The organism is Bacillus sp. 05T21, from assembly GCF_056396785.1.
In genome coordinates this window covers 61227-86273 of the sequence record NZ_JBFTMD010000020.1, presented here as the reverse complement: position 1 = coordinate 86273, position 25047 = coordinate 61227, and the positions used below count along the sequence as shown (strand labels likewise).

Below are 25047 nucleotides of genomic sequence, written 5' to 3'. Positions count from 1 at the left end.
GATTTAATATGTAATTAATATCTAGTTCCTCTTTTATAATGTTTTGTGGTTTGGTTAAAGATAAATAGTTATTAATAGTAGATTGTATTTGCTGCATTTCAAGTAACATAATTTCTAAGTACTTATCTTGAGACATCTTAGCACTCTCCTCTTCATTTAGTAATTGAGTGAATCCACGTACCGTGGTCAGTGGATTATGAATTTCATGCGCGATCGATGCAGCTAGTTCGCTAGCTATATAAAATTTTTCTGCTCTTTGCATTCTTTCTTTTATTTTATATTTCTCGATCATTCCTTCTATTAAATAAACTGATAATAATACTGTGAAAATATTTATGATTATATAATTGAATAAAAATTCAATGAGAGTAGAGTCAATTTTACCACTTGTATTTATTTGCGTTACAATACCGCAGATAGAAAGGGAAATTGTACATATCAAAATAAGTAGAATACTTAATAATATCTTCTTTTCCTTGAAATAAGTAGGTGACAAGTAACGAAACATGATTGTAATAACAGAAATAATAGTAAAGATAATAAATGATGGGAAGACTCCGCTTCCACCTAAGTAAAATCTATAAGAAAGATATAAAACTCCAATACAAATAATGCTCTTTGTATTTCCATATAGAAAAACTAATATAATGGGAATAAAACGTAAATCATAAATGAACCCAGCGTGTAAATGAAAAGGAAAAGTCATACAAAAAATAATTGCAATGGAGGAAAGTACAGAAATTAATATATTATTACATGCCATTTTTTCTTTATGTTCTAGCCAAAATACTTGGTAACTAAGGATACAAATAATAATAATAAATGTATTTAATAATAGTGTAGGAATTCCCATAGTTTATACCTCTCTGAGAGTTTGTAAGTAGGATTATGTATGTGTTTAATCTAGGTGTTTGATTTTATTAGATTTTCTATCTTTAAAAAAGAAAAGGAAGGGCACTTGAAAAAGTGCTTTTTTACCATTTATATTAAAATCGATGAGGAAGATAGAATAAAAAGTTACTTTTACTTATGAACAAAAAAATTGAAAGTAGCCCTTGTATAGGTAAAAGATGAAGCAAATTACTGAAATAGTTACGTTTCTCTGGAGTGAATATTCCGAAAAAACATTGTGTATGGCGAAATCCATTTTATAACCTTCGCCATATTAACATGCAACTTATTAAATTACAAAGAAAAAATTAAAAATTATTATTTTTTTGTTATTTTAATTTATTTAAAAACGTAAAAGTATTCAAGAGGTTACCATTGAGATGCTAGGGTACTTAGACCAATATTCGAACTTTGTAATAACGTTGTTACTTTTTTACTAATATTCTTAATACTAATTTTAGTATAATTAATCGATTGAAAGTTCCGATAATTATCTGCATACCCCTTTTTTTATATCATTTTATATTAAATACAATGATATTTATTGTCACATAATAATGCAAATTTCCAGTAAACTAATAGAAAAAATCCTATAAAAACATAATTTACTATCTTTTATATAAACATTGCAGGTGTAAATGCAATAAAATTTCATTATTAATACATATATTCAATTTGAAAATATCTTTGTAGTGGTCCTTCATGCGAAGAATCGTTTCCGTACTCCAACTACCGTTATTCTAGTATTTTACCAAGTTTCTTATTTTGTTAAGGTATCCTAATATTGTTACTTTTGTGAAATGAAATGTTTTGATATTGTAATTTATAGTGAATGTTGAGAAAATAAATAATTTGTAAAAATAATATAATATTTGTAACTTTATGTCTTATAATATGAAATATCTTCGTTGTGATTATTTTAAATATTTGAATAATACATCAGATTCATTTTATCTAGGTAGGTTTTAAAATTGGGGAAAAGAGTTGTTAAAAGAGTTTTTGCATTATTATCAGTACTAGCATTATTCTTTAATGTGTTTCTACCGAAGGCAAATGCGGAGGTTATGACGCATGAAAAGTATTCAATGAACTGGAGTTATAGCAACAGTTTAGGAAAGGATATCCGAACTGAAATTATCAAAAATTCAAGCGGTCAAATTGCTTATTGTTTAACTCTAGGTTTAAAATCACCAAATGGTGAAGATCTTCCTGAAATGGGGAAAACAGATAATGTAGTATATAGGGTTCTATTAAATGGTTTCCCACAAAAAAGTATAGAACAACTGGGAGTAGCTAATAAGAATGAAGCACATTATGCAACTCAGCTTGCGGTTTGGAATGCATTAGGTCAACTTGATGTAAATGAATTAAAGCATGAAAATAAAAATGTTGAAAAAGCGGCTAAGACAATTATTAATGCTGCAAATACAAGTGAAGATACTCAAGATATTTTTATGAATGTGATTCCTGCTGAAAAGCAAAAGGCAGAATTAAAGGGTGAGTTTTTTGAAACAAACCTATACACAGTACAAACAAATGCTAAGAGTGGTTCTTATATGGAAACAATAAGCTTCCGAATGCAGAGTTTACTATTTATAATGAAGCAGGAAAAGAAGTAGTTAAAGGGAAAACAGACGATAAAGGTATCGCGAAGTTTGAAAAGTTACCATTTGGAAAATACACATATAAAGAAACTGTTGCACCAAAAGGTTATGTATTGAATGAAGAAATATTCTCTTTTGAGATCAAAGAGAATGGTCAAATAATTAAACATATTGTCAAAGATGAAAAGATTCCATCAGTAAAAACAACAGCTACTGATAAAACCGATGGTACAAAAGAAATGCACACTTCTAAGTCTGTAACAATCCAAGATAAAGTGGAATACAAAGACCTACAAGTAGGTAAAGAGTACACTTTAAAAGGTAAATTAATGGATAAAGAGACTAATAAACTATTAGTTGTAAATGGTAAAGAAGTAACTGCTGAAACTAAGTTTACACCAAAAGAAGCAAATGGTTCTATTACACTAGATTTCACTTTTGATGCAACTGGTTTAGAAGAAAAAGAAGTAGTAGTATTCGAAGAGTTACTGAAAGACGGAAAAGTTATTACTACACATGCTGATATCAATGATAAAGGTCAAACAGTTAAGTTCGTTAAGCCATCAGTAAAAACAACTGCTACAAACAAAGCTGATGATGGAAAAGAGATTCATTCAAAGGATTCTATCACTATTCAAGATAAAGTAGAGTATACTAACTTAGTTGTAGGTAAAGAGTACACTGTAAAAGGTAAATTAATGAACAAAGCTATTAACAAACCATTATTAATTGATGGTAAAGAATTAACAGCAGAGACTAAGTTCATTGCAAAAGAAAAGAATGGTTTTGTAACATTAGACTTTACTTTCGTTGGTGCTGAACAGCAAGGAAGAGAAGTAGTTGTGTTTGAAGACTTATTGCATGAAGGTCAAGTAATTGCAACTCACGCGGACATTAACGATGTAGGTCAAACAGTTCGATTTGTAGAGCCTTCCATTAAAACAACAGCTACAAACAAAGCTGATGGTTCTAAAGAGTTAGACGCTTTTAAATCTGTAACAATCCAAGATAAAGTGGAATACAAAGATTTAATCGTGGGTAAAGAGTACGTTGTAAAAGGCAAACTAATGGATAAAGCAACAAACAAACCATTATTAGTTGATGATAAAGAAGTAACAGTAGAATCTAAGTTTACTGCAAAAGAAAAAAATGGTTCTATCACATTAGATTTCACATTTAATGCTTCTGCATTACAAGGTAAAGAAGTAGTAGTATTTGAAGAACTGTATCAAGATAATATTTTAGTAGCTATTCACGCTGAATTTGAAGATAAGGGACAAACAGTGAAATTCAAAGAGGTAAAACCGGAACAACCTAAACCAGAACAGCCGAATCAAGATAAAAATACTCCAACATCAGAGCAACCTAAAGAGCAAGTAAAAGAGCAACCACAACCTAAGAAAGAAATTCAATCTAAAATTGGATGGTTACCCCAAACAGGTGCTGACCTTACAAGTTGGATCTCTATGGCTGCAGGTGCATTATTGTTAATTGTTGGTGGAGTGATTTTCCTAAAACGTAAAAATGCATAAAAATTAAAAAATAAGCACATCTGTTTTTTTACAAGATGTGCTTATTTTTATGTTAATAATTTAGTCCTAGTTACAGTATTTTAATCTATTTGCTTATTTTTGAGTTGTTGTAATAATTCCCTGTTTTCTTTTCCTTAGCTTCCAAAGTGTCAGCTTCTAAATTTACTGTGAGACAAAATCCCTTAGCTATTTCAAAAGGTCTCATAGAGAACTGGGGGATATAATGCTCTTTTTTTACAAACTGTGTTTTTTCTGCCGTGATAAAGCAACAAATCCTTTCCTGTTATCATTATAGAGATAATTTTATCAAAAAAAGAGAGCGTTATCTCTTCAATTTAGATAAATGGGACACAAAGTAGTATGGTGTGACAGAAGTGGCTTTGGCCTTACTGAAATGTTAAAGGGAATTTTCATTCATATAGATTGTTTTAAAAAAGGTGCGAAGTCAATTCTATGACTTTGCACTTTCATATTGCACTTGAACTTTGTTTAAGTGCGTTTATCTACTCATTGTTACGCGTGAATTGCGTTTAAAATAGATACTTTATTCGTAGTAAATAATACATAATTTTGTTTTACTGTTTTGATTAAAATGCGGTCCGTTGTCCCATATGCTGTTCCAATACGAATTGCACTAGGATCTTCAACGCCAGCATAGGTAGTATCTTCTGTAACCTCAATTACATCATGAAGTGGAATTGTAATCTTCGCTAATTGCCATGAAATAATTAATTCTTCCTTGTTTTTTTGCACATCAATACCTAGCATTATACCAAGACCTTTCTATAATAGAATGTTGCACTTCTTATCTTATTATACAAATTTTTAGATTGTTTTTCTACATGTATGAATAGAGCTGATATTTTAAGGGTGCCAAAAGAAAGGGAAGATATACTATCAATCTATTAAGGAATACGTTATGAAGAAAAGTTCACAAGGAATTAATATGGATTTGATATGGTTGAAGTATGATGAATGAGTAACAGTAGGAGTTGCAGGAAGGAAATGAATGATGAGACTTAAATTAGTAGGAACCTTAACTTGTATAGTAGTAATGCTAGGTATCTTTATCATTTACACCAATATATCTATTGGTAAAGAACCATATAAGACAAACCATGAAACTAGTGAAAACTCCATAAATAAAGAAAAAAATAGTAAGCAAAATGGGACTTCAAATAAGATAGCAAGTTCCTTTGCTAGTATACAGGCTGTAGTAAATAAGGAATATGGTTTACCCGAAGACTATATGCCAGAGGATTTAGTTGTACCAAATGTACCGTTCTCATTTAGTGGAACGGTAGAAAAGAGTCATCTTCGTAAAGAAGCAGCGGAAGCGTTAGAAAAACTATTCCTTTTAGCTAAGCAAGATGGGATCCAGTTGAATGCTGTTTCAGGATTTCGTTCCTATGAGTATCAAAAAGGTCTGTATGCCAACAATGTTAAAAAGAAAGGGCAAGAGCATACGGATCGCTTCTCTGCAAAGCCAGGGCATAGCGAACATCAAACAGGGTTAACGATGGATGTTTCTTCTAAAAGTGCGAACAATGAACTAGAGCTATCCTTTGCGAATACGAAGGAAGGAAAATGGCTGAAAGAAAACGCGCATCGTGCAGGGTTTATCATTCGTTATCCTAAGGGGAAGGAAAGTATTACGGGTTATGCATATGAACCTTGGCATATTCGCTATGTAGGAGATATTGCTGAAAATATATATAAGGAAAAACTGACTTTAGAAGAATATATGAATCTGTGAAAATAGAATTGAAGAGTTAAATTGTATTCATTGTTTATAAATGCTACTTTTTCTATTAAAAAGCCTAATTTCTCAATGTTTTGTAGAGAAATTAGGTTTTTTTCATCACTTCATTAGAGTTTTTTAGGCTTCGTTCGTTGGTATACTTCACACAATATTATAAAGGAAATAGAACTTACTGAAGATAACATATGAATGTTTTATAAATGTATCAAAAAAGTGAACAAAATCGTTATTTTGCACAACAAGATAGTCAGCGTAATGAAATAACTGCTTGTAAAAAAAGAAGCCCTATAGGAAATATTACAGGGCTTCACCAAGTTGAGTTATGTCGTATTCACAAGGGATTTTAACATGATATTTGTGTTGAATAAACTGGTAAATGTGTCCAAGTAATTTGGAGCTATTTTATAAAAAAAGAGAAGCGCTTAATCAGGACGCTCCTCTTAATGCCAATACACAATAACTATCCCATTATACTGTATAAGCGTAAAATATTTAACAATTACCTTCATGGTAAATATTTCATTTTGTCTTAGTACCTTTAAATCACGAAAAAAGGTTCCGCTGTTTCCAACAGAACCTTTCCTAAAATGGCAAAGAGTAACTCTTACCTTACTCCTTGTTTATATACTACAGGAGTTTTAATGAAAATCCAAGGCTCCTTATATTGAGAAATAAAGAAGAATCATTCTAAAGAATCTTATCTTTGTTATAAATATAAGAGCAGTTAGCAAAAACTAACTGCTCAATACAAGGAGATACAGAGCAAACTAAATGGATTTTGGCATACAGCCTATCAACATTATGGACATAATATTGATTTTTATTCGAAGGAATTCATGTTTTACAAATCAGATTATGATAGTCGATATTCTCCATATTGACCAGAAAAGAACCAAGAATTCTAGTGAAATTCCAAGTGTTCTTTTCCTAGTTTTTTGAAATTCTTTTACTAAATAGCCAATAGCGCTAATTGCTAGAAGAATGAAAAGAATAAGTTCTAGTGTAACTGGCATTTGATCTACTCCTAATCCGTTATTTTAATTTATTATATAACGATTATAAGATATTTTTTTGTGGTTAGTGGTGAGAAATTAAACAAAACCATCTCTTTACGAAAAAAGGTCCTGTTGTCTCCAACAGAACCTCTCCTAAAATGGCAAAGAGTAACTCTTACCTTACTCTTTGTTCATATACTACAGGAGTTTTAATGAAAATCCAAGGCTCCTTATATTGAAAAATAAAGAAGAATCATTCTAAAGAATCTTATCTTTGTTATAAATATAAGAGCAGTTAGCAAAAACTAACTGCTCATCTCCAAGGGAGAACAAGGAGAAAAATCTAATGTCATCTATATTATTGACGGAATATTGAGTTTTACTCATGAAAAACTACGTTTAACTTAATGCATAACCCACAATCAAAGTTAGTGTTAAAAACACTGATAATAACAATGTTAGTAAGACTGTTGCTACACTCCTAAGCATCGCAATCCAATTATTCATCTTAGAAAATCCTATAATGCCAGCAAAAAAAGTTCCTATTGTTAAAATAGGAAGAATCTAATTATTTGGTTCACATTTTAATCCAAGGGGTACAAATTCGATGCGACGTGAAAAGGATTTGTTGAAACAATGGAAGGCGGATTTGCAAGCTATTCAAGGAGAAAAAAGCTGGAGAAGAAGGCTAAGAATAAGAAATATAGTATTCCTGGTAATACAGCTGACTTCATGAATGGAAAGAATACTTATCGTAAAGAGAATGGGGTATGGAAGCAAAGAAATAAATAATGTGAGGATAAATGAGTTTGATTAAGTGTATAGCAATTTTCGTAGGCACTGCCGTGATCTGGGTGGCGTCTTGTTTGCTGTTAAGGAAAGATAAGGGGTAAAATAGATTTGAAACTTAAAGATTAGATAATAACATTATTACTTTAAAATGCAGAAAGTAGACTAGTAAACAAGCTGTTTTTGTTTTTTAGCATAGAATATGATGAATCCTAGAGTTAAGAGGAGGTAATTATATTTATGGGATGTAATTGTAATTTCAGACGTTCCCGAGATTGTGATAGATTTTGGGATGATTTAATGTTCTGCAGACGCAGAGATTGTGATGACCGTCGTTGTAGACGTGACCGCGACTGTGATTGTGATGAATGTCGTCGTAAACGTAATCATGATCGTGACTGTGATTGTGATAAGCGTCGAGAATGGTAAATTCCTATTGGAGAGTGCTTTGAAGAAAAGCGCTCTTTTTTGGTACATGGATTTTCTGGTCTGATTTCTTGTTAAGGAAAGACAACAAAACAAATGAACACATCGAATGAAAATAAAGAATGAAACGTCCGCTATGGGTGTACTTATTTAGAATTGCATACGTTCATAATTTAGACATATTTAAAATACTTATCTTATTTTACAACTCTCTTCATGTTCGGAAATTAAATGCTGTTATTAAGCTATAGTTAATTTACGGACAAAGGGGAGAAATAGAATGATTCTTGGATATGCTCGTGTATCGACACAAGATCAGAACTTAGCAAGGCAACTCAAACAATTGAGTGATTATGGATGTGATTATGTGTTTGAAGAAAAAGTTAGCGGGGCTACAACAGACAGACCTGAGTTATTACGTATGTTAGACAATCTGCGTGAAGGTGATGTGATTGTAGTAACTGAATTAGCACGTATTACCAGAAGTACACAAGACTTATTTAAACTTATAGAAACAATTAAAGAAAAAGGCGCTTCTATTAAGTCGTTAAAAGACAATTGGCTTGATACTACAAGCGATAATCCATACAGCACTTTCCTACTCACTGTAATGGCTGGTGTTAATCAGTTAGAACGTGACCTAATTCGAATGCGGCAACGAGAAGGTATTGAACTAGCTAAAGAGCGTGGTGTTTATAAAGGGCGCCCTAAGAAGTACGATGATGATAATCCTAATATGGAACATGCTTTAGATCTGCTTGCAAACCGAAAGGAAAACAAGTTTACAGTAAAGAAGATATGTGAAGTTACAGGTGTAAGCCGCACGGTTCTTTATGAGAGAGCAAAAGAAAAGGGAAGTATGTAGATTTTAAAGTAGCGAATGCGCTGCTTTTTTATTTTATCAAATAAATTGTTCTTGAGTAGAAATGAAAATAGGGGTTTGCCTTAAACATTTATTATTAATCAAGAATATGAGTATAGAAACAGGTCTAAATTCTGTAATGGTGGAGGGGATTGTTATGGACATAACTCAAAGTGTGGTAAGAATAGTGGTTAATGGGAAAGACCTTCCGTTCACTTCAGTTCAAACCTCTGCATGGAATCATGGACCTGTAAATGATTTAATCGTTTCGACGAATCAGAGAGTGAATGAGCTTTATCAATTCATGTGGTCACAAGTACCAGTTACGATCTCGGTGTATTTTCTTCAAGGGGCGGACTTAATGAGATTCGCTAGGATCGCTGGAATTAATGAACGTGTAACGGGAGAATATATATATCATTTCATTTGGGGATAAGAAGAATTCAAAGTAGCTTAACAGCTGCTTTTTTATTTTGCATAGAAAAAGGAACCATAATAGGCTCCTTAATTTGATTCAGAAGTTGTGTAGTTTTTCTTGATGATATCTTTTATGTTGATAATTAAGGATATAAGGAATCCAGCAGCTAGGATACCGTTTACCCAGTAATATGTATTCCCGGATGTAAATTTATTATAAAAGGAATCGATATTATAATACACTAAGCCTGCTGAAATGACGGTAGAGATTACTAACGTACCAAAACTTTTCATGACGCTGCCCTCTGATTCTGAAATTTTAGACTTTTAATACAATTATACATTTAAATAAAAAGGTTTGCAAAGGAATTACCATAAGGAGGAGTTATAACGAGTTTCTTCCAATTGATGGTTTTTATTTTTGAAAAAATAACTATTTTATAAAAAATATTTTTTTGACCCCCATAAAATTATTTATTCCTTCGAATATATATAAGTAGAAGAAAATAAATGAAAGAAAAAGCTAAAATTACCAAAAATATAGCGAAGAGTTATTCAAAGATTGCAGCTAAAATAGAAAAGAGCAAGTGGTATTGCAAAAGAAAACAAGAAAGTAATACAAAATACAGACTTCACTTTAGTACAAGTGGAAAAAATAGTCATATAAAAAAATCGGCCTCGAAAAATATGAGCAATAGCAAGTAGACAAGCCCAAAGAAAAGTACTAAGAAAATGTGGTTAAATGGTCACTTGTTTAGTGACCATTTTGCTATTTGAAGCAGAAGGAGGCAGGGAGATTACTAGTGCTGAGTTTAGTAATGAAAATCTTAAAAAAAACGAAAATAGAAGATATCGTATTTAACATACAAAACAACGGTGGAGATAAGGAAGCTTTTATCGTACAGTATCAGCCGTTTATTAGAAAATCAATATCGTCTGTCTGCCGCAGGTACATTACAGAGCAGGATGATGAATATAGCATTGGATTATTTGCATTTAACGAAGCAATTGAACAGTATTCATATAAAAAAGGAAAATCTTTTCTAGCGTTTGCTGATCTTCTTATAAAAAGAGATGTAATTGACTATATACGCAAGGAGTCTAAGCATAATCTTGTCTTTTTAAAAGAAGATAAGCAAGAGGAAATGTTAGAAATGCAAGTGTCGCTTACGGAGTATATGAAAGAGATGGAAAATAGTAACCGTAAGGAGGAAATTCTTCATTTTCAAAGTGTACTAGCTGAGTTTAAAATCACATTTTCAGAGCTTGCTAAGGAATCCCCTAAGCATCGTGATACGCGTGAGCACTTAATAGAAATTGTAAAGATTATTATAAAAGACGAGAAAATGATGGAAGAGCTGTTCCGAAAGAAAAAATTACCCCTTAAACATATTGAACCACGTGTTAGGGTAAGTCGTAAAACGTTGGAGCGACATCGAAACTACATTATTGCGATGTGTATTATCTTTGCAAACAACTATACATATATTCTGGATTATATAAGAGGGGAGAAGCATGATGAATAAAGGAATTGTGATGGATATAAAGAAACATAACGTAGTTGTTTTAACTCCAAATGGAGAGTTTATTACGTTTAAAAGAAAAGTACACTCTTACATGATTGGAGAGGAAATCTCGTTTAACGAACAAGAGCAAAGAGCACCACGTTTTTCAATGCCACCTTTCTTAAAGCCTACAACAGTAATTGTTGCTGGTTTTCTATGCGTATTGCTGTTTTTTTACAATCAACCAGAAGAAAAAGTGTTTGCTTATGTCTCAGTTGATATAAATCCAAGTTTAGAGGCGAGCGTAACGGAAGATCTTCGTGTTATAGATTTGCGGGCTTGTAATGATGACGGAAGGCGTATTTTAAAAGAAATGAAAGGGTGGGAAAATAAGCATCTGCAAGATGTGATACGCACTATTATAAAGCAGAGTCAAGAGGATAAGTACTTAACGAATGATAAGCAAGTTATGCTAACAGCTGTTGCAAAGGACAAGTCGCTAGAACCACAGTTGGAAAAGGTTATGCAGGAATTAAAGAAAGAGTATGAGATAAAACATATTACAGTTGAATATCAAAGCAGTACGATGCAAATGCGGGAGGATGCCAAGAAAGCAGGGGTTGGAACGGGCGTTTATATAAAACAAGAGAATGAGAAGCAAAAATCGCTTACTCCACCTGCACCTCCGTCTAATCAAGAACAACAAAAGTCATCTTCTGATGCATCATCGGACGCATCTCCTGTAAAAGAAGAAAGCAACGAGAAGAAAGAGCATATAGAACAAAAGCAATCTAATGAACAACAACCGAAGCAAATAAAAGAAAATAATGGGAATCAGCAAGAGAACAACGGAAGAGGATCACAAGGAAATAATGGAAATGGGCAAGGAAACAACGGAAGAGGGTCACAAGGAAATAATGGAAATGGGCAAGGAAACAACGGAAGAGAATCGCAAGGGAATAATGGGAATGGTCAAGGGAACAACGGAAGAGAATCGCAAGGGAATAATGGGAATCAGCAAGGGAACAACGGCAGAGGGTCCCAAGGAAATAATGGGAATCAGCAAGAGAACAACGGTAGAGGGTCCCAAGGGAATAATGGGAATCAGCAAGAGAACAATGGCAGAGGGTCTCAGTAAGGAAAGCTCCTACCACATAATATTTAGTGAAAGAAAAATCTATAGAATATTGAACGGAGGGGAGATTCCTTCTATCTGAAGATATTTTTTAACATTTTTTTAAAATGACGGACATAAAATCGTATATCCTTTCGAATTATATATATGGATATCATTAATGTTTATATAAAAGGGGAGAAAAAATATGAAAGAAATGTATGAAGAAATCACTGAAGTATTGAAGGTATTAGCACATCCTGTCCGTTTATCATTAGTAAAAATAATGCTTGCAAAAGGTCCTATTAACGTAACGACAATGTATGAAACATTACAAATGCCTCAAAGTACAATTAGTCAACATTTATCTAAACTAAAAGCTACAAAGGTCGTTACAGGTACTCGGAAAGGGTTAGAAATTTATTATGAAGTAACAGATAATCGTACAAAAGCGATATTATTAAGCTTGGCTTAAAGGGTAACTGTTTAGATTTCAAAATTAAGTAAGCAATTCAGCGACTATAATTTTCTTATTAACATTAGTCGTATGTGTTGTTGTTTTTAATTTGTTTAATACATTTCTTTATTAGGGTCTTGCCGTATCACTATCAAGCTAAAGTTTAAATGGATTATAAAAATGAAAGTTTTCTTATTAGGGTCTTTTTGTTAGCTTGATAGTGATGTGCCATTCCCACTAGTATGTAAAGAATTTGGTAGTTTTTTTAGTCATGTAATCTTTTGATCTGATGGTCTTTTCCCCATTCAAATAGTTCATCCATAATTTGCATTAAAGATTTTCCATGTTCGCTTATTGTGTACTCAACCTTTGGTGGTACTTCTTGATATACAGTACGATGGATAATCCCATCAGCCTCAAGTTGCCGAAGTTGCTGTGTGAGAACTTTTTGTGTAATGTTTGGAATTTCTCGTTTTATTTCATTTGTTCGCATTTTTCCATCCGCCAAAACACATAAAATATGAATTTTCCATTTTCCACCGATCACGTCGAGTGTCGTTGCGATTGGGCAATTATCATTTTGATTCATATAACACCTCCAAAGGTACCTTAAGGTTCCTATAGCACTTTAAAGTACGTACTTTTCAATTATATGTGACTCATTCATACTAATACTAAAGCGTTTGAATTATTTATAAGGGGGAAGAAAATATATGAAAACACTTGTAATTGTAGCACATCCTGATATTGAAAAGTCTCGAATTAATAAAAGATGGGTAGAAGAACTTGAGAAATATCCAGATGAAATAACGGTGCATGAATTATATAAAGTGGCACCAAATTGGGAATTTAATATTGAAGAAGAACAAAAGCTGTTAGTAGAGCACGACCGATATATATTCCAATTTCCACTCTACTGGTATAGCTCACCACCATTATTAAAAAAATGGTTCGATGATGTATTAACATATGGATTTGCCTACGGATCAAAAGGGGATAAAGTGAAGGGGAAAGAATTTGGTGTAGCTATTTCTATAGGTGGGTTAGAAAAAGACTATAAAAATAGCGGAATTACAATGGATGAATTAACCAAACCATTCCACGCTACGAGCTTATATACAGGAATGGAATTTATACCATCATTTTATTTATATGGTGCGGAATATGAAATCAGTGATGAAGAGATTGACAAAAGTGCACCTGAGTATGTGAAATATGTGATGAATAAGGAGTATTCTAATATATAAGGAGAAATAGCCATTTACTTGTTAAGTAGATGGCTATTTTTGTTTATCCCGCATTAACCGCCCGTAAGGTGTGGACTAATAATCAGTCGGGATGAACACCTCACATCGACTAAAGATTCACTTCATTTAAATTCACTAAGTTTAATCTTTAGTAAATTAATAGTTAATCTGGTAAAATAAAATCCTAACATATATAAAGGGGAGTTTTACTTGAGAACGATGCGACAATTATTACAAAAAAGAGCAATGCAGTCACCAAATTTGGAAGCGCTTATCGGTGGAGAGAAAAGGTATTCGTTTCAGCAGTATAATGAACGAGTAAATCAGCTTGCACATTATTTGTTACATACCGGTGTGAAAAGAGGGGATCGTATAGGAATTCTATGCAAAAATAATCATCCGTTTCCAAGCGTTATGATGGCAAGCTTAAAAATTGGAGCGGTATTTATTCCGATTAATCATCAGCTTACTGCTTATGAATTAGAATCGATTGTAAAAGAAGCGAGATTAAAAGTATTAGTTATTGATGATGAATTTAGTGAAGTTGTATTAAAGATTAATGGAGTTAAAGAAATTCCTTATGTAATTGAGACGACAAAAGAAGGGTTTGGCTTATTTGAATTAAAATTAAAGGAACAGCCAATAACAGAGCCGAATGTGGAAGTTCATGAAGATGATGATGCTATTTACTTATTTACTTCAGGAACGACTGGACAGGCAAAAGCATGTGTAATTGGTCATAAAAACTTACACCATTATTTTACTGAAATTGCGGGGCAAAGAGAAATTCCAGCAGGTGAACGCTTTTTATCAGTGCACCCATTGTTTCATATGAGTGGTGTGCTTTCTATTTTAAATTGTATTTATCATGGCGTTACGATGGTCTTTTTAGCTGATTCGAATCCTACTCTTATTTGGGATAAGATTGAAGAAGAGAAAATTACTACGATGCTTGCGTTCCCAGCTGTTTATAGTTACATGCTTGATGAATTAGATAAAAAAGAGCGCAACATTTCGGCATTTAAAGTAGCGCAAAGTGGTGGTACAAAAGTGCCAGAAACACTCATTCAAAAATATATGGAAAAAGGCATTTATATGGTGCAAGGTTATGGGAGTACAGAAGGTTGGGTAGTAACTTCTTGGCATCCAAATATGGGAAAAGAAAAAATGTCTTCTGTAGGGAAAACTTTGAAACATGTAGAGCTGAAAATTGTTCATCCAGAAACAGGTGATGAGCTAACAACAAATGAAGTTGGAGAAATTCATGTGAAAAGCCCGTACATGTTTAAAGGATATTGGAATAATGAAGAGGCAACAAAGAAGGTAGTAAAAGATAATTGGTTTAACATGGGTGATGCCGGTATGATAGATGATGATGGATTTCTACATATTATGGGAAGATATAAAGACGTTATCGTACGCGGTGGTGACAACGTATATCCAGATCAAGTAGAAGATGTAATTCATGAAATAAATGGTGTTTTAGAAGTTGCAGTAGTTGGGATTCCAAATGACTTTTGGGGGGAGGTTCCAACAGCTTACATTGTAAAGGACATTCAAACGTCTTTAACAGAAGAAGAGATTATTCAGCATTGTAAAGAAAAACTAGCAAGCTATAAAATACCAGAAGTTGTATTTATGGACGAATTACCGAAAAACGCTTTAGGGAAAGTGTTGAAGAGGGAATTAAGGGATGTTTTTCTTGTGAAATAAAAGGTTATTAAATAATGAAGAATCCAGTTATGTATAAACCATAACTGGATTTTTATTTATAAAAAACATAATGATTTACTAGATTTTGTATTTTGTGTAAGATAATAAAGAATATTCAATTAACAATTAAAGGAAGAGATATAAATGAAGCTGCCACTATTACAAGTAGAGACAGAGAGACTGATTATCCGTCCATTTCAAAAAGAGGATTATGAAAGTTGGTTAGATGGATTTAATAAGAGGTTACCATCTCAATATAAATACGATGATGGCTATCATGACATGTCGTCTTCAACGAAAGAATGGTTTACGGAATGGATAAGAGGATTTGATGAGGCGGCACGACGGGATGAAATGTATGTGCTAGGTATTTTTCAGAAAGAAGATGGTGCCAATATTGGAAAGCTAGAACTTATAAAAATTTTACGTATGGACTATCAATGGGCAATGATGGGTTACTCTATTCATAATCAACATTGGAAAAATGGATACGGAGTAGAAAGTGTAATAGCTGCGCTGCCGTTATTTTTTAATGGCCTTCAATTTCATAGAATCGAATTACATATACATATCGATAATGAGCCATCCGTTCGTCTTGCAGAAAGAGCTGGTTTTTCATTTGAATGTACGAGAGAGGCATTTTCTATGGGGAATGGTAAGTGGGCAGATTTTCTTATTTATTATAAAAATAAGGAGACGGATATATGAGGGTACTTATTACAGGTGGAAATCGTGGATTAGGGCTAGAGTTAGTAAAAGTATTTCATGAAAATGGACATGTTGTTTATCCGTTAGTTAGAACTGAGGTTTCGGTAATGAAATTGAAGAAAATGTTTAGTTCTAGATGTTTTCCTATATTAGCAGATTTATCGGCTGATGAGAGCACTGAGCAAATTAAGAACCAGCTGGAGGAATATACAAAGTATATTGACCTAGTTATAAATAACGCTGGAATTACTGGTAAGGAAACCGAGATTTTACGTACAAATTCTGAAGAGTTAATGGAACTATTTAATGTTCATTGCTTAGGGGTTATTCGAGCTGTAAAAGGTACATATGTGGCTTTAACTAAGTCGAATCAACCAAGAATAATAAATGTGTCCTCTCGATTAGGTTCATTGCATAAAATGGCGAACAAAGAGTTTCCACAAGGTAAGTTCTCATATTCATATCGAATTGCTAAAGCCGCACAAAATATGTTAACGCTCTGCTTACAACAAGAGTTTGAGAATAAAGGAATTCGTGTAACCGCAATTCACCCTGGAAAATTAAAGACTGACATTGGTGCCTTTGATGCGAATATGACTCCGGCTGAAGGAGCACAAAATATATATGATTGGGTAATAGATTCAAATGAGGATGTTTCGGGTAAGTTTATTGAGCCGGGTGTAGGGGAATTGAAGTGGTAAAGTACAATCTTACAAGTATTAACAATTGGAAAATTAGAAGAAGATTAGGGGACAAAGAAATGAAGACTATAAACGTATTTCATTACGACGCATTTACGAATAAACCAAATATGGGAAATCCAGCAGGTGTTGTACTAGAGGCGGATGGATTAACGGAAGAGGAAATGCAGCGTATTGCTGAAAAGGTTGGATTTAACGAAACAGCTTTCGTTCTTTCTTCAGAAGTAGCAGATATAAGAATGCGCTATTTTACACCAGGGTTTGAAATGAATTTATGTGGTCATGGGACAGTTGGCACTATATATGCCTTGCGTGAAAGAGGTTTATTAGAAGAAAAAACAAACCTTACGATTGAAACGAAGGCAGGTGTTTTACCAATACAAATAGGTGCAAATGAAAATGGAGAAACCTTTATTAAAATGAGGCAGGCAGCACCTCAGTTTAAAGATTTTGCAGGTTCAAAACAAGAATTAGCTCATAGTATCGGTTTGGAAGTAACGGATTTAGATGCAAGTGTACCGATTGTATATGGAAGTACGGGGAACTGGACTGTAATTGTACCGATTAAAAATCTAGATGCATGTGAAAGAATGAAACCTAATAATGATAAATTTCCATCGGTATTAAAAGAAATATCTAACGCTTCTATTCATCCACTTTGCTTGGAAACATATGATGCAGAAGCAAAAATGCACGGTCGTCATTTCTCATCACCTTATTCTGGAACAATAGAAGATCCTGTGACAGGAACAGCTTCAGGTGTAATGGGAGCGTATTATGCGACGTATTTGGAGAAAGATTTTGACCATGAACTGGAGTTAATCGTTGAGCAAGGACAGGAAATAAATAAAGATGGTCGTGTAACAGTTTATGTAACGAAAGATGTGGAGGATGAGAAGTTACAAATAGATATTGCGGGAACAGCGGTATATGTAAAAGAGTTTGAAATTTCAATATAAAAGAATAAAGCCCAGCACATAGCTGGGACTTCTCTTTATCTGTTCAACACTTCAATATAAGAAGCATCTCCAGCTGTTCTAATAGTAGAGCGGAAATTGTTGTGTTCTAACGTTTCAGCAACTTGTTTTAATTGCTGTGCATCATCGTGATGAATGAGTAAACTATCTGCACCACTTTCTTCTATATGAATATGCTCAACATTTCCAATCGCTTCATGTATAGCTTTTAAAAATTCAGGTTTCATATTGTCCTCCTATATGTATGTAACGTCGTTAAATAGTATTTCCTTATTTTTGAAATATAAAAGTAAATGAAAGGAGAAATGAAAATGAATATAACGCAGTTTAAAGAACATATTACATCACTTTTTGAAGAGCACCTTAATAAATACGGTGATGACGAGTATGGCTTCACTCACATTAGTAAAGAGGAATTTCACAAAATAGGTTACACGACAAATTTGATGCTAGAGACAATTGAAGAAGCATATCAAAATGGGGTAGATATGATAGTTACACATCATGCACCGTGGAGTTTTCTATTCGGTATGGAAGAGGCTTGTATTGAGAAATTAAAAGAATATGAAATGAATCATTTTTGGATTCATTTGCCGTTAGATTTTGTAAAGTTTGGCACGTGTACGTCGTTATTTAATGAAATTGGGATAGATACAATACTGGAATATTCCACGTATGAGGAAGAAGAGCTACCGGGAATAGGAGAATATAAAGAAGCGATTCCGTTTTCAAATTTAGTTGAAAAACTTGAAGAGAGAATGGAAGAGAAAGTGAAGAGCTGGAAAAATCATGACAGGCCAGTAAAACGGATTGCGATATTAACAGGTGCAGGAAACAATACAAACCTTATTGAGCGTGCACTAGAAAAAGGTTGTGATACGTACATAACGGGAGAAAAAACATTATATACAGTGCAACATGCGAAATTTAAAGGTATCAATTTGATTGTAGGAAGCCACACATTTACAGAAGTATTTGGTGTAGAAAGTTTGGCTCGTAAGTTAAAAGAAAGAGATCGTACAATAGAGATTATTAGATTAAATGAAGAGCATTTGGAGTGAGGAAAATGGTAACTATATGCGCAAATTATGGGGAATCAAAAGTGAGGTTAACGTGGAAGAAAGATTGTATATTGCCAGAATACGAAAGAATCACGAGTATTCACGGTTTTTGTTTTCATAATAATAAGGTTTTACTAATAGACCATGAGCAGCGTGGTTGGGACTTTCCTGGTGGGCATATAGAAGAAGGGGAACTACCAGAAGAATGTTTTAAAAGAGAAGCGTGGGAAGAAGGTTATGTAAAAGGAGAATGTACTTTATTTGGATATATTATCGTTGACCATAGTGATAATCCAAATTGGAATAAAAATAGTCCGTATCCAAAAGTAGGGTATCAGCCGTTCTACCGGATGGAGATTAATGAAGTGCATAAGTTTGACGGTGAGTATGAATCCGATAAAAGGATGTTTGTTAGAGTAGAAGAGAGTGCAGCGTATCATTATAAATGGAATGAATTATATGATGAAATCTTGAAGGAAGCCGTTTTGATAAAATAAAAATTAATTTCTGCAATATTAAGATGTTAGAAGGGATTCTCTTGTGATTGTAAAATAATAGTAAAGTTGTCTTTTGAATTGAAGGGATCTTCAGATGCAAGGGTGAGTGAATGAACATTTCAGTAATCGCTAAACAACTAGTTAATGAGAAGATTATTTCACATTATCCAAATAGCATGAAAGTGTTGAGCGGAGGAACGACAAGTACTGTATATTTGTTGGATGGAAGATATGTTGTGAAATCGAATGAAGCGAAAGTAATACGTGAAGAAGCTAATTTTCTTTCTTTTTATGAGGGGAATGCGTTATTTTCAAAGCTTTTGTATAAAGAACCTTTACATACATATGTTGTGTATTCTTTCCTTGAAGGTAGTACTTCGTGCGAACAAGGACATAAACGAAGTACGCTTCGTACACTTGTAAAAGAAGTTATCAATAAGTATAAAATTGTTCCAGGTGCAGATGGCTGGGGATGGAAAGAAAGTCTGGTTCAATCTTGGAATGAATTTTTAACGGCAAATGTGATGGAAGCTTATGAAAATGTAAGACGTTACATAAGTGAGGAAGAGTATAGAATTGTTCTTAAACTAGCAAATAGGGACGCCGGAGTAAATCAGCCATTTTTATTACATGGTGATCTCGGATTTCATAATTTTATATTCCAAGAGAATGAGCTGTATGGAGTAATTGATCCATTACCAGTGCTAGGAGATCCTATATATGATTTAATTTACGCGTTCTGTTCAACTCCAAAAGATGTAACAAAAGAAACGATTGATTATGTGATGAAACAATGTGTATTTCATAAAAACGAACGAGATTTATATGAGGAAATAGTCATAGGTTTATATTTACGTATAGATACGTGTATAAGACACCACCCAAAAGATTTAGAAGATTACTTAGTAGCTTGGCGTTATTGGATAGGTGAAATTGAGCTAGCTTTATAGCACAAATATTTTTGGGGAGATAGTGAAATGAACATTTCAGAAGCAAAAAGAGATTTAGCACAAAAAACGAAGAAGGGATTTCCTGTTATAATAGCTGGTCTTTTATTTTGGATTGTAGCGAGTGTAACGGGTATTCTTCTTTCAGAAAARCAAGTTGTGTGGGTATATTTAATTGGTATGGGCTGTGTGTTTCCTTTCGGCTTAATGATAGCTGCTATATTAAAAATTGACATGTTTGCGAAAGGAAACCCGCTAGGGACTTTAGCTGGAGTAATTGGTGGGATAAATGTATTGAATATCCCGTTTGTATTACTTGCATATTTTCAATTTCCGGAGTGGTTACCTTTTGTAGTAGCGATGTTAATAGGTGTTCATTTTTTACCATATGTATGGATTTATGAAAGTAAAAGTTATGGTTTTTTATCAGTAGGAACTGTATTAGTAACGTCAGTATGTGGGATTCTTTTTGCGGAAAAAGGATTTATTGTAATTCCTATGGCGGTTACAGTTGTCTACTTTATTACTCTTATAAGCGTATCACTTGAAAATAAAAAAGCAGAAAACGATCAACAAATATCAGCTTAATAAAAAATTAAAGGGATAGGGGAATAACTATGAATAATTTCGTTTGTACAACGTGTGGAGTACAGTATGCAGCGAGTGTGGAAGAACCGGTAAGTTGTGTTATTTGTGATGAGGAGAGACAATATGTTAATCCGAAAGGGCAGTCATGGACAACTTTAGAAAACTTGCAAACGAGTGATACATATAAAAATGAAATTATAGAAGAAGAAAATGGGCTTTATAGTATTACGACAAAACCAGAATTTGCGATCGGTCAGACGGCATTTGTAGTAAAAACAGAGTCATATCGTTTGCTGTGGGATTGTATTACTTATTTAGATGAAACGACGATTGAGAAGATAAAAGAGTGGGGCGGATTAGATGCGATTGCACTGTCGCATCCGCATTATTATTCAACGCAAGTAGAATGGGCAGAAACGTTCGATGTACCAATTTATATACATGAAGACGATAAAGAGTGGGTTATGCGCCCGAGTAGTCGTATTATTTATTGGACTGGTGAGTCTTTACAATTAGCAGATGGAATTACTGTGCATCGTCTCGGAGGGCATTTTAGTGGCGGTTCTGTATTACATTGGGAAGAAGGAAATGATGGGAAAGGTATATTATTAACAGGTGATATTATTCAAGTTGCAGCGGACCAACAGTGGGTGAGTTTCATGTATAGTTATCCGAACTTAATTCCACTACCAGCAAGGAAAGTGGAAGAGATGGCGAATCGAGTGAAGCCGTTACAATTTAATCGTCTATATAACGCCTTTCACCGAGTAGTAAAAGAAAATGCAAATGAGGCAGTTGAACGTTCTGCGGAAAGATATGTGAAAGCGATAGAAGGAAAGCTGTTTCATACGTAAAAGGAGTGCTAGATTAATGAAAACGTTAGTATGCTTTGGCGATAGTATTACAGCTGATGAAACATTTTTTGATGGAACGCCGAGGTTAACACCACGTTTGCAAGAGATGTTTCCAAATTGGAAAGTGGTTAATGCGGGTGTTCCGGGTGATAATACGCTCGATGCACTACAAAGGATTGAAGAGGATGTATTATCGCATGAACCAGACTTTGTAACAGTTTTTATCGGTACGAATGATTCGGTGTTATTTGATCCAGTGCCATTACAATCTTACAAAGAAAATTTAGAGGAAATTGTAAGTACGATTTCATCAGAAAAAGTATTACTTATTAGTCCTGCACCGGTTGATGAAGCAAGGCAACATAATAGAACGAATGAAGTACTCGGTCAATATGCAAATGTGGTTGAGGAAGTGGCGAAAGAAACAGGAAGTCATTTTCTAAATTTGTACGCTGAAATGATTCAAGAAAAGGATTATAAGAGATTTGTAGAAGATGATGAAAAAGACGGGTTACACTTCGGACCACAAGGTTATGAATATTTAGCGAAGTTAATTTGTGAAAAGTTAAAAGAGATTCTGTAAGAAGCAAAGCGTGAGCGCTTTGCTTTTTTTGTATTCACATAAGTAAAATATAGTATCTTTTCGCAAGGACATTGTAGCACTGTAAAAATGCAAACACCTTACTATATTTTAATTAATCAAGGAAGTAGACAATTCCTGTACTAAATGTTTAGTACCTATAGCACTTTAAAGTACATACATTTTTAAAGTGTTAAATATAATTCATAATAGCACCAGCAAGAAGAAAACAAGCGTTACGGTACTATAGAGTCTGGTAATTCTAAAAAATGCCAATGTGGTATAAGACAATTAGGGAGGTTAAAGATATGAGTACTTCAAATTTGAGTGAAATAAGTAAACAAATATTAATAGAGGAGGAAACACTTCAATTTTCCTCTTTTACAAATGAAGATGCCTTGCAATTAGGTTTATTTATCGTTGAAACAGCAAAGCGAGAGGGGAAATTGATTGCTGTTGATATAGCAAAAAATGGTGTGCAATTATTTCATTTCAAGATGACAGGGACAACTGAGGAAAATACGAAATGGATTGAGCGTAAAAAACGGGTCGTTTCCCTGCATAATCATAGCTCGTATTATATGCAGATAGAAAGTGAGATAAGCGGAGTTCCATATCATGAAAAATACCGTTTAGATGGCTCGGAATATGCTGCGTTTGGTGGATGCTTTCCTATCCAAATAAAAAACGTAGGGGTTATTGGGATGATAACAGTCTCAGGATTACCACCAGAAGTAGATCATGAATTGGTTATAAGAGCAGTTAAAAATCATTTAAATCAATAATAGAAGTAATTTTAAAGGTTAAATAAAAAGGCAAAAATGAACATATTCCTGTTCGTTTTTGCCTTTTTATTATTTATTTAAGGAAATGGACAGGGAGATGATATCCCTAAAAAGTACAAAGAGAATGTAGCGTGGATTCTAAGGGTCAACGTTTTCCTAGTAAACAACCATTTAAAGATATTATGAAATAAAAAATCTTCAATTCGAAACACTTTGCTTGACGATTATAATCTATGTAGTTAATATGATACACATAAAATAACTTAATTACTTTTAATAATTAAGTTATTTTATATAAGTTAAGGTAGGTAAGTAGAATGTGGTAAAAATGCTTTGAATTGCCACTATTAATATTGGGGACAATTAGAAAGCGACAACTATAAAAAATTAGAAGTTAAGAAATAAGATTGGATCAACAATAATAATAGCTTCTGTACAATGCATTTTTACTATAGTGACAATGACTATACATCACGAGGGGGGACTGAAATTGGAATCAATGACCTTTGTTTTATTTGGAGCAACAGGGGATTTAGCTAAAAGAAAAATTTACCCCGCGCTATATAACTTATATAGAGATCAAAAGCTTCTAAAGCGAATATCCGTTATTGGGCTTGGAAGGCGTGAAGTATCTCATTTAGATTTTCAAAAAAGAATAAAAGAATCCATAGAAACTTTTTCTCGTCGCAGAGAAGAAGGTACTCCGAAAATAGAAGATTTTTTAGAGTATTTTCGTTATTGTCCGTTAGATGTGAATAAGCCAGAAGATTATAAAAGGTTATTACAAGTAGTTCGTGAAAGGGAAGAAGAACAAAATATACAAGGGAATAGAATGTTCTACCTTTCAGTTACTCCGGACTTCTTTGAGACAATTGCTTTAAATATTAAAGAAAGTGGACTTGATAAAACGGATGGATGGAAGCGCCTGATGATTGAAAAACCGTTTGGTCATGACCTTAAATCTGCCCGAGAGCTGAATGATAAGCTTAGCCGAACGTTTGAAGAAGACGAAATATACCGTATTGATCATTATTTAGGTAAACCGATGATTCAAAATATTGAAGCACTTGAATTTGCAAATCCTGTTCTCCAATCGATTTGGAATAAAGAACATATTGCGAATGTACAAATAACAGCTAGTGAAACGGTTGGGGTAGAAGAAAGGGCAGGATATTATGATCATGCAGGAGCCATTCGCGATATGGTTCAAAATCATATGTTGCAAATATTAATGATGACTGCTATGAATTTGCCGGAAAAAATTAATGCATGTGAAATTCGTGAGGAAAAACGAAAAGTGATGGAGACTCTTCGTAAAGTGAAAAAAGAAGACGTTCAGAACCATATCGTTCGCGGGCAATATGCTTCAGGGGAGATAAAAGGACAACAAGTTGTAGCGTATAGGGAGGAGCCAGGAGTAAATCCTTCTTCTCAAACAGATACATTTGTTGCGGCTCGCCTATGGATCGATAACCCATTTTGGACTGACGTTCCCTTTTATATACGAACAGGAAAAAGAATGAGAGAAAAGTCTACTCGTATTGTAATTGAGTTTAAAAATACATTAAAACAGCAATATCAAGATAGTAATCCAAATGCAGAGCCTAATTTATTAATCATTGAAATTAGCCCAAATGAAAATGTTTCACTCCAATTAAATAGTAAAAATCCATTGAACAATGGAGAGCTTGAACCGATCCGTATTCATTTTACTTGTGAGCAAACAGGAGTGGGAATACCTGAAGCCTACGAAAGGCTTATCTATGATGCTGTATGCGGAGATTCTACATTCTTTGCACATTGGAGAGAAGTTGAGTTGTCGTGGGAGTGGGTGCAGCCAATACTTGAAGCATTCGAAGAAAATTTGTTACCTCTTCATGAATATGAGTCTGGCTCGTATGGTCCGGATGCTGCTCATGCTCTATTACAAGAAAGTGAATTTAAATGGTGGTTAGATGAAGGATTGAAAAAATAAGTACATTCTTATAAGTAAAGCAATATGAAAAAAGATATTCATCATTTTATTAACATGTAT

Annotated in this window: 25 protein-coding genes and 3 pseudogenes; 23 read left to right on the top strand and 5 right to left on the bottom strand. The window is 33.6% G+C overall.

Annotated elements, in window-relative coordinates; translation table 11 throughout:
• On the bottom strand, positions 1 to 853 hold an 853-nt coding region (locus tag AC1DKZ_RS25125), incomplete at its 3' end, for a histidine kinase dimerization/phospho-acceptor domain-containing protein (RefSeq protein ID WP_476997279.1).
• A gap of 1102 nt (positions 854 to 1955) precedes the next feature.
• Here AC1DKZ_RS25125 and AC1DKZ_RS25120 point away from each other — a divergent pair.
• Positions 1956 to 4027 (top strand): annotated as a pseudogene (locus tag AC1DKZ_RS25120) (VaFE repeat-containing surface-anchored protein).
• A 513-nt stretch (positions 4028 to 4540) separates the two neighbouring features.
• Here the strand turns inward: AC1DKZ_RS25120 and AC1DKZ_RS25115 are convergent.
• Positions 4541 to 4795: a SunI/YnzG family protein gene (locus AC1DKZ_RS25115; RefSeq protein ID WP_476997278.1), complete on the bottom strand. Its 255-nt coding sequence runs from the start codon at positions 4793 to 4795 to the stop codon at positions 4541 to 4543.
• A 244-nt stretch (positions 4796 to 5039) separates the two neighbouring features.
• Between AC1DKZ_RS25115 and AC1DKZ_RS25110 the strand changes: the two genes are divergently transcribed.
• From AC1DKZ_RS25110 to AC1DKZ_RS25090, 5 genes and pseudogenes are all read left to right on the top strand, one after another.
• Entirely contained in the window at positions 5040 to 5783 is a 744-nt protein-coding gene (locus AC1DKZ_RS25110; protein ID WP_033709884.1) for a M15 family metallopeptidase, read from the top strand.
• Between the two features lie 1608 nt (positions 5784 to 7391).
• Positions 7392 to 7576 (top strand): annotated as a pseudogene (locus tag AC1DKZ_RS25105) (hypothetical protein).
• A 237-nt stretch (positions 7577 to 7813) separates the two neighbouring features.
• The gene (locus AC1DKZ_RS25100) at positions 7814 to 8002 is read left to right on the top strand and encodes a hypothetical protein (protein ID WP_002137395.1); all 189 of its coding nucleotides are present in this window, start codon (positions 7814 to 7816) and stop codon (positions 8000 to 8002) included.
• A 277-nt stretch (positions 8003 to 8279) separates the two neighbouring features.
• Complete coding sequence (locus tag AC1DKZ_RS25095; protein ID WP_427327850.1) at positions 8280 to 8864, top strand: recombinase family protein; 585 nt, start codon at positions 8280 to 8282, stop codon at positions 8862 to 8864.
• Between the two features lie 154 nt (positions 8865 to 9018).
• Positions 9019 to 9297, top strand: a complete 279-nt coding sequence (locus tag AC1DKZ_RS25090) for a hypothetical protein (protein WP_033709650.1) — start codon at positions 9019 to 9021, stop codon at positions 9295 to 9297.
• A gap of 68 nt (positions 9298 to 9365) precedes the next feature.
• Here AC1DKZ_RS25090 and AC1DKZ_RS25085 read toward each other — a convergent pair whose 3' ends face one another.
• Positions 9366 to 9572 (bottom strand): hypothetical protein, encoded by a 207-nt coding sequence (locus tag AC1DKZ_RS25085; RefSeq protein ID WP_000834521.1) that lies wholly within the window; start codon positions 9570 to 9572, stop codon positions 9366 to 9368.
• A 216-nt stretch (positions 9573 to 9788) separates the two neighbouring features.
• On the opposite strand from AC1DKZ_RS25085, the gene AC1DKZ_RS25080 reads away from it, so the two are divergent.
• The 4 genes and pseudogenes from AC1DKZ_RS25080 to AC1DKZ_RS25065 all read left to right on the top strand — a co-directional run bounded on the left by AC1DKZ_RS25080 (position 9789) and on the right by AC1DKZ_RS25065 (position 12372).
• Positions 9789 to 9983: a hypothetical protein gene (locus AC1DKZ_RS25080; protein WP_033708374.1), complete on the top strand. Its 195-nt coding sequence runs from the start codon at positions 9789 to 9791 to the stop codon at positions 9981 to 9983.
• A 98-nt stretch (positions 9984 to 10081) separates the two neighbouring features.
• Positions 10082 to 10804, top strand: coding sequence for an RNA polymerase sigma factor SigI (gene sigI / locus AC1DKZ_RS25075; protein WP_476997277.1), 723 nt, complete (start codon positions 10082 to 10084; stop codon positions 10802 to 10804).
• Positions 10797 to 11918: pseudogene (locus AC1DKZ_RS25070) on the top strand (anti-sigma factor domain-containing protein); the annotation flags it as partial. The gene sigI and the pseudogene AC1DKZ_RS25070, both read left to right, overlap by 8 nt.
• A gap of 187 nt (positions 11919 to 12105) precedes the next feature.
• A complete protein-coding gene (locus AC1DKZ_RS25065) occupies positions 12106 to 12372 on the top strand; it encodes an ArsR/SmtB family transcription factor (RefSeq protein WP_000661861.1) in 267 nt (88 codons plus the stop codon).
• A 247-nt stretch (positions 12373 to 12619) separates the two neighbouring features.
• On the opposite strand, the gene AC1DKZ_RS25060 is transcribed toward AC1DKZ_RS25065, so the two are convergent.
• Positions 12620 to 12943, bottom strand: coding sequence for a winged helix-turn-helix transcriptional regulator (locus tag AC1DKZ_RS25060; RefSeq protein ID WP_002033301.1), 324 nt, complete (start codon positions 12941 to 12943; stop codon positions 12620 to 12622).
• A 124-nt stretch (positions 12944 to 13067) separates the two neighbouring features.
• Between AC1DKZ_RS25060 and AC1DKZ_RS25055 the strand changes: the two genes are divergently transcribed.
• The 5 genes from AC1DKZ_RS25055 (at position 13068) to AC1DKZ_RS25035 (ending at position 17682) form a co-directional block, all read left to right on the top strand.
• A complete protein-coding gene (locus tag AC1DKZ_RS25055) occupies positions 13068 to 13601 on the top strand; it encodes an NAD(P)H-dependent oxidoreductase (protein ID WP_242310998.1) in 534 nt (177 codons plus the stop codon).
• 210 nt (positions 13602 to 13811) lie between these two features.
• The gene (locus AC1DKZ_RS25050; RefSeq protein WP_476997276.1) at positions 13812 to 15314 is read left to right on the top strand and encodes a class I adenylate-forming enzyme family protein; all 1503 of its coding nucleotides are present in this window, start codon (positions 13812 to 13814) and stop codon (positions 15312 to 15314) included.
• A gap of 144 nt (positions 15315 to 15458) precedes the next feature.
• Positions 15459 to 16022 (top strand): GNAT family N-acetyltransferase, encoded by a 564-nt coding sequence (locus AC1DKZ_RS25045; protein WP_002137374.1) that lies wholly within the window; start codon positions 15459 to 15461, stop codon positions 16020 to 16022.
• Positions 16019 to 16723 (top strand): SDR family NAD(P)-dependent oxidoreductase, encoded by a 705-nt coding sequence (locus tag AC1DKZ_RS25040; RefSeq protein ID WP_476997275.1) that lies wholly within the window; start codon positions 16019 to 16021, stop codon positions 16721 to 16723. Before AC1DKZ_RS25045 ends, AC1DKZ_RS25040 begins: the two co-directional genes overlap by 4 nt.
• A 59-nt stretch (positions 16724 to 16782) precedes the next feature.
• Positions 16783 to 17682 carry a PhzF family phenazine biosynthesis protein gene (locus AC1DKZ_RS25035; RefSeq protein ID WP_476997274.1) on the top strand — a complete coding sequence of 300 codons (900 nt, stop codon included), beginning with the start codon at positions 16783 to 16785 and terminating at the stop codon, positions 17680 to 17682.
• 35 nt (positions 17683 to 17717) lie between these two features.
• Here AC1DKZ_RS25035 and AC1DKZ_RS25030 read toward each other — a convergent pair whose 3' ends face one another.
• The gene (locus AC1DKZ_RS25030) at positions 17718 to 17927 is read right to left on the bottom strand and encodes a hypothetical protein (RefSeq protein ID WP_002066340.1); all 210 of its coding nucleotides are present in this window, start codon (positions 17925 to 17927) and stop codon (positions 17718 to 17720) included.
• Positions 17928 to 18011: 84 nt separating this feature from the next.
• Here AC1DKZ_RS25030 and AC1DKZ_RS25025 point away from each other — a divergent pair, with 84 nt between their 5' ends.
• From AC1DKZ_RS25025 to zwf, 8 genes are all read left to right on the top strand, one after another.
• Positions 18012 to 18761, top strand: coding sequence for a Nif3-like dinuclear metal center hexameric protein (locus AC1DKZ_RS25025; protein ID WP_476997273.1), 750 nt, complete (start codon positions 18012 to 18014; stop codon positions 18759 to 18761).
• Between the two features lie 5 nt (positions 18762 to 18766).
• Entirely contained in the window at positions 18767 to 19258 is a 492-nt protein-coding gene (locus tag AC1DKZ_RS25020; protein WP_476997272.1) for an NUDIX hydrolase, read from the top strand.
• A gap of 110 nt (positions 19259 to 19368) precedes the next feature.
• On the top strand, positions 19369 to 20208 hold the full coding sequence (locus AC1DKZ_RS25015; RefSeq protein WP_476997271.1) for a phosphotransferase: 840 nt from the start codon (positions 19369 to 19371) through the stop codon (positions 20206 to 20208).
• Between the two features lie 27 nt (positions 20209 to 20235).
• Positions 20236 to 20793: a DUF7010 family protein gene (locus AC1DKZ_RS25010; protein WP_476997270.1), complete on the top strand. Its 558-nt coding sequence runs from the start codon at positions 20236 to 20238 to the stop codon at positions 20791 to 20793.
• 29 nt (positions 20794 to 20822) lie between these two features.
• A complete protein-coding gene (locus AC1DKZ_RS25005; RefSeq protein WP_431182727.1) occupies positions 20823 to 21647 on the top strand; it encodes an MBL fold metallo-hydrolase in 825 nt (274 codons plus the stop codon).
• A gap of 16 nt (positions 21648 to 21663) precedes the next feature.
• Positions 21664 to 22230, top strand: a complete 567-nt coding sequence (locus AC1DKZ_RS25000; protein ID WP_242246065.1) for an SGNH/GDSL hydrolase family protein — start codon at positions 21664 to 21666, stop codon at positions 22228 to 22230.
• Between the two features lie 305 nt (positions 22231 to 22535).
• On the top strand, positions 22536 to 23012 hold the full coding sequence (locus AC1DKZ_RS24995; protein WP_002199830.1) for a heme-degrading domain-containing protein: 477 nt from the start codon (positions 22536 to 22538) through the stop codon (positions 23010 to 23012).
• A gap of 490 nt (positions 23013 to 23502) precedes the next feature.
• Entirely contained in the window at positions 23503 to 24987 is a 1485-nt protein-coding gene (gene zwf, locus AC1DKZ_RS24990; RefSeq protein WP_476997269.1) for a glucose-6-phosphate dehydrogenase, read from the top strand.
• The last annotated feature ends 60 nt before the right edge of the window (positions 24988 to 25047 follow it).

Coding starts and splice junctions, on each gene's coding strand:
- AC1DKZ_RS25115 (WP_476997278.1), bottom strand. CDS start 4,795: ATGCTAGGTATTGATGTGCAAAAAAACAAGGAAGAATTAATTATTTCA.
- AC1DKZ_RS25110 (WP_033709884.1), top strand. CDS start 5,040: ATGAGACTTAAATTAGTAGGAACCTTAACTTGTATAGTAGTAATGCTA.
- AC1DKZ_RS25100 (WP_002137395.1), top strand. CDS start 7,814: ATGGGATGTAATTGTAATTTCAGACGTTCCCGAGATTGTGATAGATTT.
- AC1DKZ_RS25095 (WP_427327850.1), top strand. CDS start 8,280: ATGATTCTTGGATATGCTCGTGTATCGACACAAGATCAGAACTTAGCA.
- AC1DKZ_RS25090 (WP_033709650.1), top strand. CDS start 9,019: ATGGACATAACTCAAAGTGTGGTAAGAATAGTGGTTAATGGGAAAGAC.
- AC1DKZ_RS25085 (WP_000834521.1), bottom strand. CDS start 9,572: ATGAAAAGTTTTGGTACGTTAGTAATCTCTACCGTCATTTCAGCAGGC.
- AC1DKZ_RS25080 (WP_033708374.1), top strand. CDS start 9,789: ATGAAAGAAAAAGCTAAAATTACCAAAAATATAGCGAAGAGTTATTCA.
- AC1DKZ_RS25065 (WP_000661861.1), top strand. CDS start 12,106: ATGAAAGAAATGTATGAAGAAATCACTGAAGTATTGAAGGTATTAGCA.
- AC1DKZ_RS25060 (WP_002033301.1), bottom strand. CDS start 12,943: ATGAATCAAAATGATAATTGCCCAATCGCAACGACACTCGACGTGATC.
- AC1DKZ_RS25055 (WP_242310998.1), top strand. CDS start 13,068: ATGAAAACACTTGTAATTGTAGCACATCCTGATATTGAAAAGTCTCGA.
- AC1DKZ_RS25045 (WP_002137374.1), top strand. CDS start 15,459: ATGAAGCTGCCACTATTACAAGTAGAGACAGAGAGACTGATTATCCGT.
- AC1DKZ_RS25040 (WP_476997275.1), top strand. CDS start 16,019: ATGAGGGTACTTATTACAGGTGGAAATCGTGGATTAGGGCTAGAGTTA.
- AC1DKZ_RS25035 (WP_476997274.1), top strand. CDS start 16,783: ATGAAGACTATAAACGTATTTCATTACGACGCATTTACGAATAAACCA.
- AC1DKZ_RS25030 (WP_002066340.1), bottom strand. CDS start 17,927: ATGAAACCTGAATTTTTAAAAGCTATACATGAAGCGATTGGAAATGTT.
- AC1DKZ_RS25025 (WP_476997273.1), top strand. CDS start 18,012: ATGAATATAACGCAGTTTAAAGAACATATTACATCACTTTTTGAAGAG.
- AC1DKZ_RS25020 (WP_476997272.1), top strand. CDS start 18,767: ATGGTAACTATATGCGCAAATTATGGGGAATCAAAAGTGAGGTTAACG.
- AC1DKZ_RS25015 (WP_476997271.1), top strand. CDS start 19,369: ATGAACATTTCAGTAATCGCTAAACAACTAGTTAATGAGAAGATTATT.
- AC1DKZ_RS25005 (WP_431182727.1), top strand. CDS start 20,823: ATGAATAATTTCGTTTGTACAACGTGTGGAGTACAGTATGCAGCGAGT.
- AC1DKZ_RS25000 (WP_242246065.1), top strand. CDS start 21,664: ATGAAAACGTTAGTATGCTTTGGCGATAGTATTACAGCTGATGAAACA.
- AC1DKZ_RS24995 (WP_002199830.1), top strand. CDS start 22,536: ATGAGTACTTCAAATTTGAGTGAAATAAGTAAACAAATATTAATAGAG.